This window comes from Metalysinibacillus jejuensis (assembly GCF_003057615.1).
Taxonomy (GTDB): Bacteria; Bacillota; Bacilli; order Bacillales_A; family Planococcaceae; genus Metalysinibacillus; species Metalysinibacillus jejuensis.
Window position 1 is genome coordinate 1 of sequence record NZ_QAFW01000045.1, and the last position, 17806, is coordinate 17806.

Annotated in this window: 20 protein-coding genes and 1 pseudogene; 4 read left to right on the plus strand and 17 right to left on the minus strand. The window is 40.2% G+C overall.

Annotated elements, in window-relative coordinates; translation table 11 throughout:
• Positions 1–341: 341 nt before the first annotated feature.
• From DDE80_RS11435 to DDE80_RS11455, 5 genes are all read right to left on the minus strand, one after another.
• Complete coding sequence (locus tag DDE80_RS11435; protein WP_108307867.1) at positions 342–2303, minus strand: methyl-accepting chemotaxis protein; 1962 nt, start codon at positions 2301–2303, stop codon at positions 342–344.
• 215 nt (positions 2304–2518) lie between these two features.
• Positions 2519–2809 (minus strand): restriction endonuclease, encoded by a 291-nt coding sequence (locus DDE80_RS11440; RefSeq protein WP_108307869.1) that lies wholly within the window; start codon positions 2807–2809, stop codon positions 2519–2521.
• A 191-nt stretch (positions 2810–3000) separates the two neighbouring features.
• Complete coding sequence (locus DDE80_RS11445) at positions 3001–4119, minus strand: RNA-guided endonuclease InsQ/TnpB family protein (protein ID WP_108307893.1); 1119 nt, start codon at positions 4117–4119, stop codon at positions 3001–3003.
• A gap of 137 nt (positions 4120–4256) precedes the next feature.
• Complete coding sequence (locus DDE80_RS11450) at positions 4257–4916, minus strand: phosphopantothenoylcysteine decarboxylase domain-containing protein (protein WP_108307894.1); 660 nt, start codon at positions 4914–4916, stop codon at positions 4257–4259.
• 14 nt (positions 4917–4930) lie between these two features.
• Positions 4931–5806: a LysR family transcriptional regulator gene (locus tag DDE80_RS11455; RefSeq protein ID WP_108307871.1), complete on the minus strand. Its 876-nt coding sequence runs from the start codon at positions 5804–5806 to the stop codon at positions 4931–4933.
• 144 nt (positions 5807–5950) lie between these two features.
• On the opposite strand from DDE80_RS11455, the gene DDE80_RS11460 reads away from it, so the two are divergent.
• The gene (locus DDE80_RS11460) at positions 5951–6850 is read left to right on the plus strand and encodes a DMT family transporter (protein ID WP_108307872.1); all 900 of its coding nucleotides are present in this window, start codon (positions 5951–5953) and stop codon (positions 6848–6850) included.
• Between the two features lie 373 nt (positions 6851–7223).
• Here the strand turns inward: DDE80_RS11460 and DDE80_RS11465 are convergent, their stop codons facing one another.
• The 4 genes from DDE80_RS11465 to DDE80_RS11480 form a co-directional block, all read right to left on the minus strand.
• Positions 7224–7619, minus strand: coding sequence for a hypothetical protein (locus tag DDE80_RS11465; RefSeq protein WP_108307874.1), 396 nt, complete (start codon positions 7617–7619; stop codon positions 7224–7226).
• Complete coding sequence (locus tag DDE80_RS11470) at positions 7612–8196, minus strand: SCO family protein (RefSeq protein ID WP_108307876.1); 585 nt, start codon at positions 8194–8196, stop codon at positions 7612–7614. Before DDE80_RS11470 ends, DDE80_RS11465 begins: the two co-directional genes overlap by 8 nt.
• 56 nt (positions 8197–8252) lie before the next feature.
• The gene (locus DDE80_RS11475; protein WP_108307878.1) at positions 8253–8807 is read right to left on the minus strand and encodes a hypothetical protein; all 555 of its coding nucleotides are present in this window, start codon (positions 8805–8807) and stop codon (positions 8253–8255) included.
• Between the two features lie 79 nt (positions 8808–8886).
• Positions 8887–9066, minus strand: a complete 180-nt coding sequence (locus DDE80_RS11480) for a zinc-finger domain-containing protein (RefSeq protein ID WP_108307879.1) — start codon at positions 9064–9066, stop codon at positions 8887–8889.
• Between the two features lie 71 nt (positions 9067–9137).
• Here DDE80_RS11480 and DDE80_RS11485 point away from each other — a divergent pair, with 71 nt between their 5' ends.
• Positions 9138–9530 (plus strand): ribonuclease HI family protein, encoded by a 393-nt coding sequence (locus DDE80_RS11485; RefSeq protein WP_108307880.1) that lies wholly within the window; start codon positions 9138–9140, stop codon positions 9528–9530.
• On the opposite strand, the gene DDE80_RS11490 is transcribed toward DDE80_RS11485, so the two are convergent.
• The 5 genes from DDE80_RS11490 to DDE80_RS11510 all read right to left on the minus strand — a co-directional run bounded on the left by DDE80_RS11490 (position 9527) and on the right by DDE80_RS11510 (position 13306).
• Positions 9527–10714: an MFS transporter gene (locus DDE80_RS11490; protein WP_108307882.1), complete on the minus strand. Its 1188-nt coding sequence runs from the start codon at positions 10712–10714 to the stop codon at positions 9527–9529. The two genes, DDE80_RS11485 and DDE80_RS11490, sit on opposite strands and share 4 nt — an antisense overlap.
• Positions 10714–11112, minus strand: coding sequence for a MarR family winged helix-turn-helix transcriptional regulator (locus DDE80_RS11495; RefSeq protein WP_108307896.1), 399 nt, complete (start codon positions 11110–11112; stop codon positions 10714–10716). Before DDE80_RS11495 ends, DDE80_RS11490 begins: the two co-directional genes overlap by 1 nt.
• 68 nt (positions 11113–11180) lie before the next feature.
• Entirely contained in the window at positions 11181–12026 is an 846-nt protein-coding gene (gene coaW, locus DDE80_RS11500) for a type II pantothenate kinase (protein ID WP_108307884.1), read from the minus strand.
• Positions 12027–12154: 128 nt separating this feature from the next.
• A complete protein-coding gene (locus DDE80_RS11505; RefSeq protein WP_108307885.1) occupies positions 12155–12508 on the minus strand; it encodes a membrane lipoprotein lipid attachment site-containing protein in 354 nt (117 codons plus the stop codon).
• Between the two features lie 66 nt (positions 12509–12574).
• Positions 12575–13306, minus strand: coding sequence for an SDR family NAD(P)-dependent oxidoreductase (locus DDE80_RS11510; RefSeq protein ID WP_108307887.1), 732 nt, complete (start codon positions 13304–13306; stop codon positions 12575–12577).
• Between the two features lie 158 nt (positions 13307–13464).
• Here DDE80_RS11510 and DDE80_RS11515 point away from each other — a divergent pair, with 158 nt between their 5' ends.
• On the plus strand, positions 13465–14286 hold the full coding sequence (locus DDE80_RS11515) for a squalene/phytoene synthase family protein (protein WP_427901810.1): 822 nt from the start codon (positions 13465–13467) through the stop codon (positions 14284–14286).
• Positions 14287–14436: 150 nt separating this feature from the next.
• On the opposite strand, the gene DDE80_RS11520 is transcribed toward DDE80_RS11515, so the two are convergent.
• The gene (locus DDE80_RS11520; RefSeq protein WP_108307898.1) at positions 14437–14892 is read right to left on the minus strand and encodes a YaiI/YqxD family protein; all 456 of its coding nucleotides are present in this window, start codon (positions 14890–14892) and stop codon (positions 14437–14439) included.
• Between the two features lie 188 nt (positions 14893–15080).
• On the opposite strand from DDE80_RS11520, the gene gdhA reads away from it, so the two are divergent.
• Positions 15081–16451 carry an NADP-specific glutamate dehydrogenase gene (gdhA, locus tag DDE80_RS11525; protein ID WP_108307891.1) on the plus strand — a complete coding sequence of 457 codons (1371 nt, stop codon included), beginning with the start codon at positions 15081–15083 and terminating at the stop codon, positions 16449–16451.
• Positions 16452–16951: 500 nt separating this feature from the next.
• On the opposite strand, the gene DDE80_RS11530 is transcribed toward gdhA, so the two are convergent.
• Positions 16952–17158 (minus strand): hypothetical protein, encoded by a 207-nt coding sequence (locus tag DDE80_RS11530; protein WP_036144927.1) that lies wholly within the window; start codon positions 17156–17158, stop codon positions 16952–16954.
• Positions 17158–17652, minus strand: a pseudogene (locus DDE80_RS11535) (M3 family metallopeptidase); the annotation flags it as partial. The gene DDE80_RS11530 and the pseudogene DDE80_RS11535, both read right to left, overlap by 1 nt.
• Positions 17653–17806: the final 154 nt, after the last annotated feature.

Below are 17806 nucleotides of genomic sequence, written 5' to 3' on the forward strand. Positions count from 1 at the left end.
GCACATGTCACAAGTTATAGTAAAAAAATGGATGATTACTACCTCTGTTCAAGTGTCTTTGTTTTTCTTCTGAAGTGAAAAATAAATAAAACAGAAAATTCTGTTAAAATTCATGCGACACTATTGATTTTTATATTATTCGATAAATTTTTCAATGCAAAAGTAGAGGAAAAGGAAGATGGCTTCACTATTGTAGAACGTTTCTTAGACGTATAAAATAAAAATAGCAGCACACTACTACGAACGGGCGATAGCCGCTAACATTCAAACTTTTTGCCACTGGGAAGATTTATAATTGAAAGAGCCACAACCTTTAATAAACAAGGGCTGTGGCTTTACCTTTATTTTTTAAACTGATTAATTAAGGCGTGTAGTTCGTCTGACATTTGGGCTAACGTTTGTGCTGACGCTGTAATTTGTTGCATCGAAGCAAGTTGCTCTTCTGAGGATGCTGCTACTTGTTCCACATGCGATGCATTACGTTCAGCTGTCGCTACAAACTCTTCGGTGGTAGCCGCCACTTCTTCAATCCCCGCTGAAATTTGTTGTGTGGCAGATGATACACCTTCCATGCGTGGCACAATGACTGCCATACTACTTTCGATAGCACGGAATTTAGTAATGGCTGCATCAGATACTGCTAAGCCTTGTTGCACTTCTTCTGTCACTTGCGCCATAATACTCACCGCGTCAGCCGTATCTTTTTTCACATGCTGAATGACGCTAAAAATTTGTTCTACAGATCGTTGTGACCCTTCAGCAAGTTTGCGTACCTCATCTGCGACTACCGCAAAACCTTTACCGTGCTCACCTGCGCGTGCCGCTTCGATTGCCGCATTTAAAGCGAGTAGATTCGTTTGCTCTGCAATGCTCGTAATCACATCGAGCATTTCTCCAATTTCTGTTGAACGTTTTGCTAAAGAAGCAATTTTTTCATTAGAAACCGCTACCGACTCGTAAATAGAAGTCATTTGCTCACGTGTATTTCCTACTGCTGTACCACCTTCTAAAGCCTGAGCAGTAGCATGCTCCGATTGCGTTGTAACGTCGGATGACATCTCGGTAATATGCATAATCGCTGTCGTTAATTGTTGCAAAGCCTCCGCATTGCGTGTCACTTGCATCATTTGTTCTTCTGCACTTGCTGAAATCTCTTGACTGGCGGCCGTTACACGTTCTGTTGCTGCCGCTGTTTCATTAGCATTGTGAGATAGCGTAGAGGATGCCTGTGCAACACCTTCAGCATCTCGTTTTAATGTAGTTACTAATTGACGTAAGTTAAGACGCATCGTTTCAAAAGCTTGCGATAACTCACCAATTTCATCATTTGCTGTTACTTCAATGGGCTGACGTAAATCGCCTGTACTAATGCGCACCGCTTCATCACGTAACATACGTACTGGGCGTAGTAAAGCGTTTAATACAAAATGAATGACAATAAAACCGATAATGAGTGCTACAGTAATAATAATGACAGTTTGTTGTAAAATAGGACGTACCGCTTGATCAATTTCTTTTTGCAAAATGGTACCTGTAATTTTCCAATTCGTTAAAGGATTCGTTTCATAACGTAAAATGCGCGCCTCGCCCTCTTCTTTGTAAGTGAGCGTTCCATCAGGTTGCTCAAACGCACGATTCAGCGTCTCATTATCAACTAACTTGCCTTTTTCTAATGTAGGATGCGTAATAACGACGTGATTAGCTGAAAAAATCGCCGAAAAGCCTTCTCGTCCAATTTGTACAGACTCTGCTAATTGCTGAATAGCATTTAATTTCACAGAAATCGCCACCACACCTTTTTTATCCAGTGTTTGCTGAGCAATCGTTACGACGACATTGCGTGTAAATGCTTCTTCATAAGGAGCAGTAATAATCGCCTTTCCGTTAGCTTCCATAGCTAGCTTATACCAATCACTTTGACGTGGATCATACGTACGCTCTACTTTACGTGTAGGTACATTTAAGTACTCCCCTTTTTCTGTACCGATAAAAATATTGAGCACGTCGTCTTGTTGTTGCTCATACTGTTCAAAAATGCCACGAATATACGCTTGTTGGTTGCTAAATGGACCCGCATTAATTTTATTTACCATCGCTTGAATATTCGTTAACTTTTGTGTTAGTACTTCGTCTACTACGTTATTAATTGCGCCTACGCTTTGTTGTGTACTATGTAGGATTTCAGCGGTTACCGATTTTTTTGCCGTCATATACGATAACACGCCTAAGCTAATCGTTGGTACTAATAAAATTAGCGCAAATACGAGACGCAATTGATTGCGAAAACTGCCTCTTTTCTTCATGCCATATCTCCTTCTCTTGGTGTCAGTAATCTAGGCTATTAGCAATAGCACTTTTTTATTATTACATAACCCTTTACTAAGGTAAATTGTTTATCGTCAAAAACTCATCATTTGCTATGCATTTGTTTGAATAATCAAATAAAAGATGTTTTTTATTGTTATAACTAACATTTTTTATGCTAATAATAAAAAAGAGCTACCCCAAAGGATAACTCTTACAACCATTTTATTAATTCGTCACGGTCAATAACGACAACATCATTCGCTTCGGCTAGTCTTTCTGCTTGCTTTGTTAAATAACTGTTAGTCACCACCCAAGCGCAATCTGCCTTGTAATAAGCTATCGCTGGGATGACCTCCTGTACAGCACGGATGCCTACATTATTTTTATAACGCTTCGCTTGAACGACAATGCGCTCACCGTCTTTTTGCAAAATTAAATCAGCGCCATAAAATAAGCAATGCTGCAAGGGCAAGTAATACAATAAAAAATACGATAAGGCCACGCGTCAACAACCCACCACTTAAACGCTAGAGCGTTTTGAAGTGGGGGCTTGTGTCGCCTATACAGGCGGTAGGTTTACTTCGCAAACCTACTTTACACTTATCCCTACCCAATAGTGCAAACGGTCTTACAGACCTCCTATCTTAGTATGGTGGTATATCAGGACGGTTGACTTCGCCCCTACGGAAAAGGTTATACCTCAACCGTAACTGTATCGGAAATGTATGCAATTCCTTTGCGATACAGATTCATGGCACCAATACGGTCATCATTTGACTGATAAGAACAGTTAACGCACATAAACGTGTGTGTTTTTTTGTTGCGATTTCGCTTAGCTACATGACCGCATTTCGGACACGTTTGACTTGTATCTTTCGGAGAAACCACAATTACCTTATGTCCGTACAGTTGAGCCTTATATTCAAGTAATTGTCTAAATTGATAGAACGCCCACGAAACACTAACATAACGGTTTTTAACATGGATTCTCTCGGTTGCTTGACGCACACCTGTTAAATCCTCTAACACAAATAACGTACCTTTTGGATAACGTTCAACGAGTGCCTTTGTGACTTGATGATTTACATCAAGTACATAACGGTTTTCTCGTTGCCCTATTGCACGAATACGCTTACGTGAGGAAGTTGTTTGACGCTGTTGTAAAGATTTACGTACCGCTTTAAATTGTCCACGTTTATGTTTCACTTTGCGACCATTAAAGAAGGTTGTTTTGCCTTTACTATCATAGCTAGTTGCTAAAAAGTTAATGCCTAAATCAACACCGACAACATTGTTAACATCTTGAATATTAAGTTGCGGTATCTCCTTTGTCATTGGGATATGCAGAAACCATTTATCAAATTTACGTACAAGTTTGGCTGTTCCAAACTTCCACGTACCATCAAAATAGTCATACATGCCTTTCTTTTCATAAGGAAGTTTGATACGTCCATCTAATGTATTCAAACTGAAAAGGCGTTCATTTAAAGAATAATCACGATTCCAAACCAAATCATAGCTAGGGCGCTTATAGTGAATAAGTGACCAATCATGCCCGTTTGATTGTGCGGATTTATAGCTTGCAATTACGGTTTTCATAACGGATTGCGCCATCTGACTTTTCAAACCAAATGTATCTCTAAGTTCTTTATAGAAAAGATTGTTAAGTTGGGCTTGGTTCACGTTCTTTGAGCTAAAAACCTTTTCGGAAAGCCAATTACAAGCCTTTTGATAAGCTCTACTTGTAATTTTTAAACTTTCTTCTTGGTGTTCTGTTACATAGATTTGGATTTTTGCAGTGATTGTCGTCATCCCCTCACCTCCTTCACTAAAGGTATTATATAATATTTTTATGAAATCACCTGTCTTCACGATGACAATGCCAGCTGTAGCAATAGCTATTGCTTTAATTAGCGTTGGGGCTGCTGCGCTTTTTGCTGTTCTTGCCATTATGCTAAGCAGCGGAATAACGCAACTGCTGCCTCCTCCTTACCGTTCGCTTTCACGACATCCCCACTCGCGTTAATAATCCAATGCGGCTCATGCTCACCGTATAATGACTTAGCGCTATTGGCTACCATAAATGAAGCTTGAGAAGATGCCATACGCTTTGTCGCACGCGCCACTAACTCGTTAACATCTGTCGTTGCTTCTAGTTTAAAGCCTACTAAAGTAACAGTAGGTTGCCACGTTTTAATTTGCGCTAAAATTTTTGGTGCTTTTTTAAAGTGAATAATAGGTGGCTCATCGGATGGCATTTTTCCTTGCTCTGTCATTTCATTACCTGATCGATCAAATACTTTATCAACGAGCCAATCACTACCTGCTGCTGCCATAATAACGATGTCTACCCCGTCTTGTTGTACGGCTTGTTTTATTTTTGCCCCTAAATCTTCAATACCTTCAAAACTAATCAGTGTCATTTTTTGTGCATTTATCGGTAATTTAGCAAAATAACCGTGTAAATAAATTACTTGTGCACCTTGCTTAAGCGCTTCTTCTGCTAAATAGCACCCCATAATGCCTTTTGATAAGTTAGTGTGCCCGCGTACGTTATCCCATTTTTCTAACGTACCCCCACTCGTAATAAGCACTTTTTTCCCTTGCATATTCATGCATATCCCTACTTTCTATATTGTTCGTCTATCCAATCACGTAATATGCTAACAAATTTTGTAGCCGCTGGCGAAGGGTTTTTACGCAGGGCGATGCCAATCATACGATAGCTCCCTTGCATTAGTGGTACTACCTTTAGACCATCTGGCAAATAAGTAATCGACATTTGCGGCAAGATCGTAATGCCAATATGGTGCACAATCATGGATAGCACACCCATCTCCTCTGATAATACGAATCGAATATTTGGCTTAACCTCATATTTATCTAACAAGCGAAGAACGTCATTATCGCCCCGATACGAAATTAATACAAAGGGCTCGTCTTGCAACTCATGGATATCTACTTTCGTGCGCGCATAAAAACGACTTTCCTTTGATACGACACAGAGTAAAGGATCTTTACGTAGCGTAATATAGTGAAATTGCTCCGAGTCCATAGCATTTAAAAACCCTGCATCAATCTCGCCATTCGTTAACCAACGCTCAATTTCATAATAGTCTCCTTCACGCAATACAATAGTAATGCCAGGATAATGTTGGTCCATCATTTGAATGAGCCCGGGCATCCAGCTTGAGGAAATACTCGAAATAACCCCGATGCGTAGCGTACCCGTTGTCATGCCGAGTAAGTTCGTCGCCTCCTGTTGGACAAGCTCTTCTGCTTCAAGTACTAACCTCATTTTTCGAAGTATAGCTTCTCCCTCACTTGTTAATGTAAGACCTGCACGATTGCGATGAAATAAGGCGAAACCAAACTCCCGCTCTAAACTCGACACCGCATGACTTACCGCTGACTGCGTCATACCGAGCGCCTCTGCTGCTTTTGTAAAGCTATTTTCGAAAGCTACTTTGTTAACGATTTCATACTTAATTATGCTCACTTATGTCACTTTCTTTCTTACATGAATTTATTTCATACAACTTATTATAAACATTCGTTTTACTAATCACAAGCGACGTCTTATAGTAATATTTATCAAACAACAACTGTTTTAGCACAGCATAGAAAACTAGAGGTGATACCAATGAACAAGCAAGCAAAAGCTAATTTATTAATGTTCGTTGTTACGATGTTCTGGGGGCTTTCTTATACCTTTATGGTAATGGGCGCCGAGACGATGTCAACGTTTAATATTGTAGCACAACGCTGTTTACTTGCTTTCTTTGTAGCGGGAGCTATCTTTTACTCTCGTATGAAAAAAGCAAATCGCAAAATGCTCACATATTCATTTATTCAAGGTATGTTTTTATTGCAATTATTCGCATTTAGCATTATCGGCTTAGAAACGACAACAGCCGCTAACGCCGGCTTTATTTTATCATTGACCGTAGTAATTGTGCCGATTATCTCAAGCTTCCTAGAAAAACAGCTACCTTCACGCGCGGTTAGCTTTGCACTGATTTGTACAATGATTGGTATTATCGTCTTAACAGCGCAAGAATCGTTTACATTCCGCCCTGGTGACGTTTATATGGCTTTAGGCGCTGTAGGCTATTCAATCTATCTTGTATTAAATGGCCGCTTTACGAAAAAAGTTGAAACGATTGCTTACGGGGTATACCAGCTGGGCTTTGCAGGGGCCGTAGCTTTTATTTTATGCCTTATTTTCGAAACACCACAATTGCCACAAACGACGAGCTCTTGGATAGCTATTTTAGGTTTAGGGTTAATTTGTAGCGCTTTTTGTTTTATCGCACAAGCTGTTGTGCAACAGCACACTTCTCCGACACATACGGGGCTTATTTTTTCAGCAGAGCCACTATTTGCAGCACTGTTCGCCATGTTATTCCTTGGCGAGGGGTTAACAACACAGCTTTTAATCGGTGGTAGCTTTATTTTATTCGGTAACTTAATTGCTCAAATGGAACAATTTCATGTATTGCGCTATTTCACAAAGAAAACACCGACTAAACTTTCACATTAATGAATAAAAAAACAGACGCTTACACATAAAACGGTGTAGGCGTTTTTTTATAGAAACTTTAGTAATTTCTATTAGATATCCCTGAAATAAGCACTTTTTTCCTATAAAATTATCACGAAAAGGTTTAACCTTTTAACAATTAAGGTATCTCTTAACTCGCAAGACAAACTGCATTATCCACATTAGGCATCACACTTTGAAGGTATGGAAAATAAGGAGGAGAAATGAACATGAACTATCTATTATTGGATTAAAGCTAGTGAAAAAGAAACTTCTTACGAGTAGCACATACTTACTAGCGGATTACGCTCTATCGATGAATTTTAAAAGAAACAACCTAAAAGTAAGGGTTAACTTTTTAGGCTGTTTCTTTTTAGTTCTTCTTTTTATGTTGGTCATAGCTAATCTTTTCATCGTCAACACTTAGCTCGCCTCTTTGCTCTACTGGCTTATCGGCTACACTCAGTTTAACAACATAGCGATATTCTCCACTAACATCGAGCGGTACAGCACTAATCGATACAACTTGTAACGGGCTATCATATTTTTGCGCAACATCAATTGCTAATTGCAAGTCTTGCTCTTCCGCTAAAGTTGCAGTGATATACGGAGAAACCGCTTCATTAAGTTGCTTGATCGTCGTGTCAGGTGTCACGCTATATTTAGCAGTCAAATAAGCACTAATTACTTCTTTTTCTTTATCTTCCGTACTGCTGCAAGCACTTAAAACAAGAGCGAATAGAAGTAAGGTGCAAGTTTTTTTAAGCATTTACTTCACCCCCTAATGTTTTTAGGTCCTCTACAATGACTTCTACAGGCACATCAATCCCATCATATGATTTAATCGCATGCCCATCCGGTGTTACTAAATAAAAGTACGTCGTATGAATAACTTGATCTGAATTAGGATCATCTTTTACATGAGCACGAAATGAATTGCGCGCATATTGTTCAATATATTGCTGGTTGTAGCCTGTTAAATACTCCCACTTGCTATCATCTACAATATCATAACCTGCTAAATACTCCGTAATGGCTTCTGGTGTATCATTATCAGGGTCAATGCTAAATGCTACAATTTTATAATCATCGACGCCAGCTTTTTGTAACCCTTTTTGCACTTCTGTTAAGTTATACGTCATCGGGGGACAAACCGTATTACAGTTTGTAAAAACAAATGTTGCTAGCCAAGGGCTACCTTTTAAATCTTCTAATGATACTTCTTCACCACGTTGATTTTCATGAGAAAAATCTTGCACTTCAATATCCATATCACCTTTTACTTTATAATTGCTACAGCCTGCTACTAACATCATTAATGCCGCTAGCATAATTAAACGTTTCATGAAGTTGCCTCCTTATGTCACACTACTCCTATTGTAGCATTGCAACAAGGCGCTGACTATTCGTTTGTTTGCTTTTTCACTACACCAAAAAAAGTAGGTGGAATGACGTTTAACTGCTCTTTCATTTCAGCTAGCAAGTTTTGCGTAGCAATCGCTCCACGCGCTGCCGAGCGATGTAACGTTTCGCCGTATACTTCAGAGAAATTGCCATGAGCATAATGTAAGATATTATTGCGCAAATGAATGACGTCTTCCTCAAATGTGTGGAAAGCCTCACTTTTTATGACCGCAACGCTATCTCCCTTTGTCAATTTCCCGAGCAATTCAATTTTACTGCGTACTGTATTTAAAATATGCGGGGGCTCATAATGAGGGCGCCCATATTGCAAATAATTAAAAACATCTTTATATTGATTACCTTTTAACTCTGAAGTTTCTTTTCGCAAATAATAGTTGAGTAAAGCTTCGAATGATGTCGCATAACTAATGATTGCATAGCGTGAATAACGGCGCTTTAGCGGTAAATCCGTTTCATTTTTTGATTTTTCTGCAAAATATAACGCTTCGTAGTACATTTCTGTAGCGAAGTCTTTAGCACTTGATCTTGGCATACTGCTCCCTCCCATCGTTACTCCTATTCCCCATTTTACAAACTCACAATCAAAAAAATCGTAAAGCATACTAAATGCCTTACGATTTCGTTAAATGACCACCTAATTGTTGAATTTTTTTACCGACAGAACATGTATGAATACAAAAATCATGCGCGCCTTTTTTACCGCGCTCTTCACGCAAAGCTTGCTTTACTGGGCAGTCACGACAATACGTATCATGCAGATGATCAATTTGCGCTACAATACTAGTAATCAAAGCCCTTCCTCCTTTTTACGTTTTTCTATTGTAGCATATTGCATGTTATAGTAGAAATGAGGAGGGATAAAATGATTGAATTATTTACAGACGGCGCCTCTGCTGGTAACCCTGGCCTTAGTGGTATCGGTATTTTTTTCCGCGGTGAAGGCTACCATGAGCAAATTAGTGAAGCTATACCGGCGACAAATAATCATATTGCAGAATTTACAGCCTTCGTACGTGGTCTTGAGGAAGTACAAAAGCGTGGCGCCACCTTTGTAGCTGCTAAAAGCGATGCTAAAATTGTCGTTGACGCCATTAATAAAAATTATGTGAAAAACCCCGACTATCGCCCATTTTTAGCACGTGCCTTGGCAATTATCGAAACATTTGATGTCTTTTATATCGAATGGTTGCCTGACCGTCAAAATAAAGCAGCTGACACGTTAGCACGGCGCGCAATTCAGCAACAGTTACGTTAAAGCGTTTCAATTTGGCTCGGCTGTTTAACACGTCGTTTAATCACAAGATAAAGTGCAAGAACGCCGACCATTAATGCTGCTGAGCCCAAATAGACCGCCATATAACCAAGTTTTAAAGCAATGATGCCTAAAACATAGGAACCTAAGGCGATACCTACGTCAAACATCGTAAAATAAGTCGCTGTCGCATAACTGCTCCGCTCTGGCTTTGTCGCTTGAATCGCTAATGCTTGTAAACTCGTATTAAGCGAACCATAACCGATGCCGACAAATGCACCTGCTATTAAGAACAATACTGCACCTTCTACATAAGCAAGCATCACCAATCCAATACCAAAGAAAAAGAAGGCAGGTACAATCACATAAACCGCTCCCTTTTGATCATACAGCCGACCAACATAAGGGCGTGTTAGTAACATCGCTGCTGCAAAAACAGCATAAAACCAACTTGCCGCAGCCATTAAGCCTTTATGTTGCGCGTAGACAGATAAAAAAGATAATACACTTGCATAAGAAAAAGCAACTAAACTTGCAATGAGTGCTACTGGCATCGACGGACGCTCGAATAAATCACCTAAGCGAAATGAAAGCTTAGCATTTGTTGGTTGCTGTAAGTCATCCGTATTAATCGTGAGCGCTAACAATCCTCCCACTAATACGACACTGCTTAAAATCACAAATAACATATTAAAATTACTATATTGGATGACGAGTAGACCGATAAACGGCCCAATGACAACCGCTAAATTCGTAGACATCGTATAGTAGCCAAGCCCCGCCCCTTTGCGTGAAGTAGGTACAATATCTGCAGCAAGCGAACCTGCAGCCGTTGTAATAATACTAAACCAAATTCCATGGAAAAATCGTAACGCCAATAAAAATGGTAATGGCTTAATCCATAAATATAAAACAGAACAAACAAAATAAAAAGCAAGCCCGATAAGTAACAGCTTGCGTTTACCGAATACATCTAATAACTTACCTGAAAACGGTCGTACAACAATCGCAGAGACGAGGAATGCTGTAAGTAATAAACCAGCTTCTTTATCCGTCTGCCCTAAAACGTCTAATGCGTATAAAGGTAGCGTTGTTACGAGCCCATAAAAGACGAAAAACACGGTTAAGTTCATAATAAACAAACTAATAAACCGCTTCGTCCAAATTTTTTCATGTGCCACTGTCATCAACCTTTCATTTTCTCAATCAATTGTTGTAATTGCTGCTGCTCATCTTCACTTAAAGCATTAACAGCCTGTTGTTCAAATTTACTTACTGCTTTTTTAATGTCGGGTAACTTGCTAAGTGCTACCGGTGTTAGTGTAATAATTTTTTCACGGCGATCTTCGCCTTCGACCCGCATTACCCACCCTAATTTTTCAAGACGCGTAACCGTTCTCGTCACAGTTGGCGCCTCAACAGCGAGTGTTTGCCAGATTTGGGTTAACGACCTTGGGCCATTTTTATGCAAGTAGTAAACAATCGACCACTGCGCACTAAATAAACCATAGGGACGTAACACCTCATTTAACATAGCGGTAAGCTGGCGATTGTATTGAAACAGCAACGGAAATAATGGATTCATTTTTTTCACCTCAATTTGTTTACCTAAGTAAATAATAACGGATAAAATTGAAAAAAACAAGCTCACATTCATTGTGAACTTGTTTTTTCGTGCTCCATAATATTAAGTAATGCACCGACAGCCCCTGCAAAGCCGTGGTCGCCTACAAAAATAGGCGTGCGCTTTTTTGTGCGTGTATAATTACCAATCACTTGTTGTAGGTGCTGATTATCACTAAGTGTCGAGCCGATATAAACAATATGTTCAGCTTGGTGGGCTTCGGCATATTGAATACTCATCGTCGTAATGACCTCTCCTACAAGTCCTTGTACCGTTGCTAAAATATCAGCAGGCGGATGCTTCGGATCTTCTGTAATACCCACTTTCCCAAAGTTACTTGCGGTTAAGTTACCATCAATAGGTGTGTCCATACCACGGTAAATATCTTTAACGAGCAAGTCAATTTGTTCACGCTTACCGAGTTGGGCCATTTTTCGAATATCCTCAAATTCTGTCACACCAGTTGTTAAAGCAGAAAGTCCAATAAGTGTTCCGCCGCCAATACCTGTACCGCCAACGCGTATATCGCTATTGCCGCTCATATAATGGACAGACGTTCCTGTACCGATGTTTGTGATAATACTTTCATTGATACAATGTCCTTCTTTTTTGAGTAAATAGCGAACACCTTTAAGCGTCGCTTCAAACTCCACAATATAATGAATGGCTTTTTCATCGCGCAACTCTTCTCGAAGTTGTTCAGTACGCCCTCCCGTAACCCCAATATCTTCTAAACCCGGGTGAGCTTTTAACCATTCTTTTACTGCTGCTAAGTCATTTGACGGAAACGATACATAATGCAACGTCGCTTGCTCATCGAAATAAGCAATCTTCGTTAGCGTTCCCCCTGTATCAATCCCTATCACCTTTGTCATAAAATTACTCCTTTATGTGTGCCTTCACTAAACTGTAACGCTACCTTCTATTTTTTGCAATTGGCGCTTCACAGTTTTAACAAACATTATGTACGAGCGAACGAAAGCGGTATCTTTTCGTACAATTTTTATGCATTATCGGCTTGTAGCACTTCCTCACCATTTACCTTGACGATAATCGTATCATAAGATTTTGATGACTCAATGCGGAAAATATGTTGTTGTTCAACCTCTTTATTTCCACCTTCTGTAATATCCACGACCATTTGGTTATTTTCAACCTGTACTTTACCCGCCACATGATTTGCCGTCGTTACGACTACATAATTACGATGATCTAGTAGCATTAATTGAACCTCTTCATTAGCATCGACTTGCTCTGCTAGTGATGCCGGTACTTTTGTCACCTCTTTAATCGTTGTTTCATATTCACACGCTGCTAACATTACGGTCGCAAGCGCTAACACTAAAAACTTTTTCATACAATATTCCCTCCATTTTTGCAAATAAAAAAAGCTAACATTTTACTGTTAGCTTTCATTAGTAGTTTAGCGTGCAGAATAGCCACCGTCAATAACAAGTTCAGCGCCCGTAATATACGAAGCCTCGTCGCTTGCTAAAAATAGTGCCGCGTTCGCAACTTCCTCTGGCTTACCTAGACGTTGCATTGGCGTTGCACGCACTAGCATAGCCATTTGCTCTTTTGCATCCGTTAGCGCTTGCGTCATCGGTGTTTCGATTGTACCAGGGAAGATGGCATTAACACGAACATTAAAGCCGCCTAACTCGGCTGCAGCTGCGCGGGATGTAGCACGCACGGAGCCTTTAGATGACGTATAAGCGTTCATGCCCATGCCAACAAGTGCTGTGTACGACGAAATATTAACAATCGCGCCTTGTTTTGCTTCCTTCATATAAGGGGCCACATGCTTAATGCCTAAAAATGGACCGAAGCCGTTAATTTTATGCATTAGCTCCCAGTCTTTTGCTGTAATTTGGTCCGCTGTTTTTTCGGAAGAAATCCCAGCGTTATTAATTAAAATATCAATGCGACCAAATTTTTCGATTACTGTATCAATCGCTTGTTTCCAACTTTCATCAGAAGAAACGTCTAATTTAACCGCTGTAATATGCTCACCTTTAATTTTTTCTAGATTAGCTTCATTAATATCTGCCGCAATGACCGTTGCGCCTTCCTCTACAAAACGCTTCACCATCATTTCACCCATACCTGATGCTCCGCCTGTAACAATGGCGATTTTATTTGCTAAACGTCCCATACTAACCACTCCTTTAATCAAATTGTCTTCCCTTCTATTATAACAACGCCCGACCAAAAGTACACAAAATCCCCTCGCAAAAGATTTTGTTTTAACTTTAACGCATAATCAGTTAGGATAAGAGAGAGTGTTACTTTGAACTGGAGGATATGCACGTGATTGATCAAAAAAAATTATATAAAGAAGCGATGAGTGTTTTAAAGGAAACGAGTCGTACATTTTATATTCCTATTACTTTTTTACAAAAAGACGTAAAACATACGGTAGCTGCTGCTTATTTAATGATGCGCGCTATTGATGAAATCGAAGACCACGAAGAAATCGCCAATGCCGACAAACATGCAATGCTAATGGCAACGAGCAAGTTGCTTGCTGCACCAACGTTTGATAACGAGGCATTTATGCAAGTCATTGCAAGCGTTAAGGATATCCTACCTGAGGTAACCCTTCGCCTACACGACTGGATTACATTTTGTCCTGAGGGCTCACGTCGCATTGTGTGTGATGCTACAAGCGAAATGGCTACAGGTATGGCAAAATGGGCTGAGCGTAACTGGCAAGTACATACGCGCGAAGATTTAGATGACTATACGTATTACGTAGCTGGCTTAGTGGGCGTTATGCTCTCAAAAATTTGGGAATGGGGCTACGGCATTAAAACAGATCATGACTTAGCAATTGGCTATGGTCGCGGGCTACAAGCCGTTAATATTTTGCGTAATGAAGAAGAAGATATGGATGAGCGCGGCGTAAGTTTCGTACCTGACGGGTGGTCACGCGATGATTTATTCCGTTATGCAGATGAAAACTTAGCTAAAGGCGACCTTTATATGGAAGACATTTCAAAGCGTACCGTCTTATTATTCTGTCGTCTACCGTTAGCGTTAGCACATCGCACATTAAAAGCATTAAAAGAAGGGCGAGAAAAAATGACGCGTGCTGAGGTCGAAGCAACCGTGAAAGAAATTGAAAACAGCTAAATCGCTTTAATCCTATATTTAAAGACAATGAGCTTTCCTATGCAGAAAACCTTTAATGACACTGCCGCATTTTATGCGGTGGTGTTTTTTTGCGCAAACAGATCAAACCTATCTCAAATTGAGATAGGTTGGATTACTTTTTTTATTACCTTATGATTTTCTCGCCATTAAAATTGCTTGTTCACAAATTTGTCGAAAATTCGTTTCAAACGCTAAATTATTTTCTTTCGTACGCTTTTTTGGTCCTTTTGTGCGTCCACCTGCCCGACGAATTTGCTGACCGATATGGCGTGTATAAAGCAGCTGGTCGATATTATATTCTGTAAACTGCCGCCCGTTTTGATCTATCACGAATCCCCCTTTTGCTAATACCATCGCTGCGAGCCCATAATCTTGCGTCACAACGATATCATTTCGTGTAAGCGCGTTCAGTAGCGCGAAATCAACAGAATCTGGTCCCTTCTCCACCGTGATTGTTTGCACCCCCGGTCTTTCTAACACATGAGATGTATCGCAAAACAAGATGGGTTTAATCGAATAGCTAGATGAGATAGCAAGCGCGATATCTGTTACGGGACAAGCGTCTGCATCGATTAATAATTGTATAGTAGTCATTATTTTCTCCTCTTTTTTATGAATGAATTCGGCTTCTTTATTATTTAAAAATAATTTTTTCGTGAGCGAATTATGCTCACTATTTCACAAAACCAAAAAATTGATTGAAGTATTTTATTGAATAGTGTGAAAAATAACGATACGATATTACCAACAACAAATGCATGGAGGTAATGACAATGACGAAATTACAAACTGAACAATCAGCAGCAAAACAATATATTGAGCATGTATATGCACAGCTCGAACAAATTTACGGTCATGAAACAGAATTTTTACAAGCAGTAGAAGAAATCTTTTTATCCCTAGAGCCGGTTTTCGAGCAACATCCTGAATATATTGAACATAATATTTTACAACGTATCGCTGAGCCAGATCGCGTTGTGTCATTCCGCGTCGCGTGGCAAGATGATAATAATAAAACACAAGTTAACCGTGGCTATCGCGTTCAGTATAACAACGTAATGGGCCCATATAAAGGCGGTATTCGTTTCCACCCATCTGTGAACGAATCAATTATGAAATTTTTAGGATTTGAACAAATCTTTAAAAACGCATTAACAGGTCAACCTATTGGTGGTGGTAAAGGTGGCTCCAACTTTAATCCTAAAGGTAAGTCAGATGCTGAAATTATGCGTTTCTGTCAAGCCTTTATGACTGAATTATACCGCCATATCGGTCCAGATGTCGATGTACCTGCTGGGGACATCGGTGTTGGTGCACGTGAAATTGGCTACTTCTGGGGCCAATATAAACGTCTACAGGGCGCTTATCAACCAGGGGTATTAACAGGTAAACGCCCTGGCTACGGTGGTTCACTCGGTCGTAAAGAGGCTACGGGCTATGGTACAGTTTATTTCGTAGAAGAAATGTTAAAAGATATCGACCAATCCTTCTATAATAAAACAGTAGTCGTTTCAGGCTCAGGTAATGTTGCCATTTACGCTATCGAAAAAGCACGTCACTTAGGCGCAAAAGTTGTCGCATGTTCAGATTCAAGTGGCTACATTTATGACCCAGAAGGCATCAGTCTTCGCACGTTAAAAGAAATCAAAGAAGTGAAAGGTGATCGTATTTCAACTTATGTTAACTATCACCCTCATGCAACATATACAGAAGGCTGTAAAGGCATTTGGACAATTCCATGCCACATTGCCCTACCTTGCGCAACACAAAACGAAATCGATTTGGAATCAGCACAAGTATTAATTGATAATGGTGTAAAAGTAGTCGGTGAAGGTGCTAATATGCCATGCTCAATTGAAGCAATCAACTTATTCCAAAATAATGGCGTATTATTTGGCCCTGCCAAAGCAGCTAACGCTGGTGGTGTAGCAGTATCTGCACTTGAAATGGCACAAAATGCTACAGGTATTTTCTGGTCGTTTGATGATGTAGATGCACAATTACACAAAATCATGAAAGATATTTATGCAAATGCAAAAGGCTGCGCCGAGAAATACGGCTTCCCTGGCAACCTTGTAATTGGCGCTAACATTGCCGGCTTCACAAAAGTAGCCGACGGTATGATCGCTGAAGGCGTTTACTAATAAAAAGTAAAAAACGACGCTTAACCCTGATTCGCTTTGGAACACATGGCAATGAAACGCTCTTTTGTTTCATTTGACATGGGTGAAAAGCAGGAAGGGTTGGCGTTTTTTACTGGATTCAATAAAAAGTAAAAACCACTGTCCAGCCCCGGAGTACTTTGGAGCACCTCGCAACGAAAACGGCTTTTGGTTTTCTGTTGCGATGGGCGAAAAGACCGAGGGGCTAGTGGGCTTTTACTGGATTCAACAAAAAGTAAAAACCACCGTTTAACCTCGACTGTTTTGGAAGGCTTCGCCAAGAAGTACTACTTCTTGAGCGGAGACTGAAAAACGTAAGAGGTTGGTGGGCTTTTACTGGATTCATTAAAAAGTAAAAACCACTGTCCAGCCCCGGAGTACTTTGGAACACATGACGGCTTTTGGCTTTTTCATACTACAACAAAAACAGGAGAATGTGCTAGCTATCGCACATTCTCCTGTTTATTTCGTACTAAAAACCGTTAGTCTGCAAATCGTTCAGCATTATCAACATACATCGCCACATAGCCGCAGCTTGGGCACACATAAACTTGTGGGCTTTCTGCTACACGATTAAATAGCCCATGCCCCTTTTTTTGGATTTTAATACCATAGCCTCCGCCTTCAACGCGGATGGTACACTCCCCAACCATTGTTGTTTCACATTCGTGACACTTTCGTTCCTTCATTAGCCTTCAATCTCCTCTGTTAGCGTAATAAGTTCGTCAATTAAGCTTCCGATAAATGCAATTGTCTCACGCAACGGTTGATCTGTCGAGATATCAACACCTGCCATTTGTGCAAGTTCTTTCGGTGATTTTGTACCACCTGCTTTTAATACGGTTAACCAATCGTCTACTGCAACTTGTCCTTCGTTTTTAATGCGTTGTGACACAGCAGTAGCAATTGTCAAGCCGGCGCTATACGTATATGGATATAAGCCCATATAGTAATGCGGTTGACGCATCCATGTTAAGGCTGCCTCGTCATCAATCTCTACCGCTTCGCCCCAGAACTTTTCAAGCACTTCGCGTTTTAATTTCGTAAGTACGCTAGCATTTACGCTACCGCCCTCATCAATAATAGCATATACCTCGCGCTGATAGGCAGCCTCAAGTAAATGCGTCACGAAGTTATGGTAATACGTACGCGACACAATCGATGCAATGACCCAACGTGTGAACTACCCACCACTTATTGACCTTGCGGTCTAATTGAAGTGGGGGCTTCTCGACTTATCGTTGCTTTTACTAGCCAACGAAAACTGACCGAGCTAACCCTCTTGTTCCAAGAGTTTTTGTTTCTATGCTAATGCCAATAGGCGAATGCCTTCATTT